The sequence below is a fragment of the Streptococcus suis genome (assembly GCF_002964045.1).
Taxonomy (GTDB): Bacteria; Bacillota; Bacilli; order Lactobacillales; family Streptococcaceae; genus Streptococcus; species Streptococcus suis_U.
The window spans coordinates 1-280 of record NZ_POPB01000374.1 but is presented as its reverse complement, the minus strand read 5'-3'; the positions used below and the strand labels follow the sequence as shown (position 1 = coordinate 280).

General features: G+C 41.1%; 1 pseudogene. It reads left to right on the top strand.

The annotated features are described in order from the left end of the window. Positions 1–280 (top strand): annotated as a pseudogene (locus tag C1E99_RS09355) (hypothetical protein); the annotation flags it as partial.

The following is a 280-nucleotide window of genomic DNA, read 5'->3' as shown; positions in this document are numbered from 1 at the left end:
TATGACGGACTTTTATCCAAAGACTGCTAGAGATAAGGTTGAGACAAACATTGCGGCCATTCGTTTGGTAAAAAATCTAGAAGTAGAGCACCGCAATGCTTCATTAAGTGAACAAGAACTCCTTGCCAAGTATGTGGGCTGGGGTGGACTTGCCAATGATTTCTTTGATGACTATAATCCAAAATTTTCTATGGAACGAGAAGAACTGAAAAGCCTAGTCACTGATAAAGAGTATTCGGATATGAAACAGTCCTCCCTGACAGCCTATTACACAGACCCT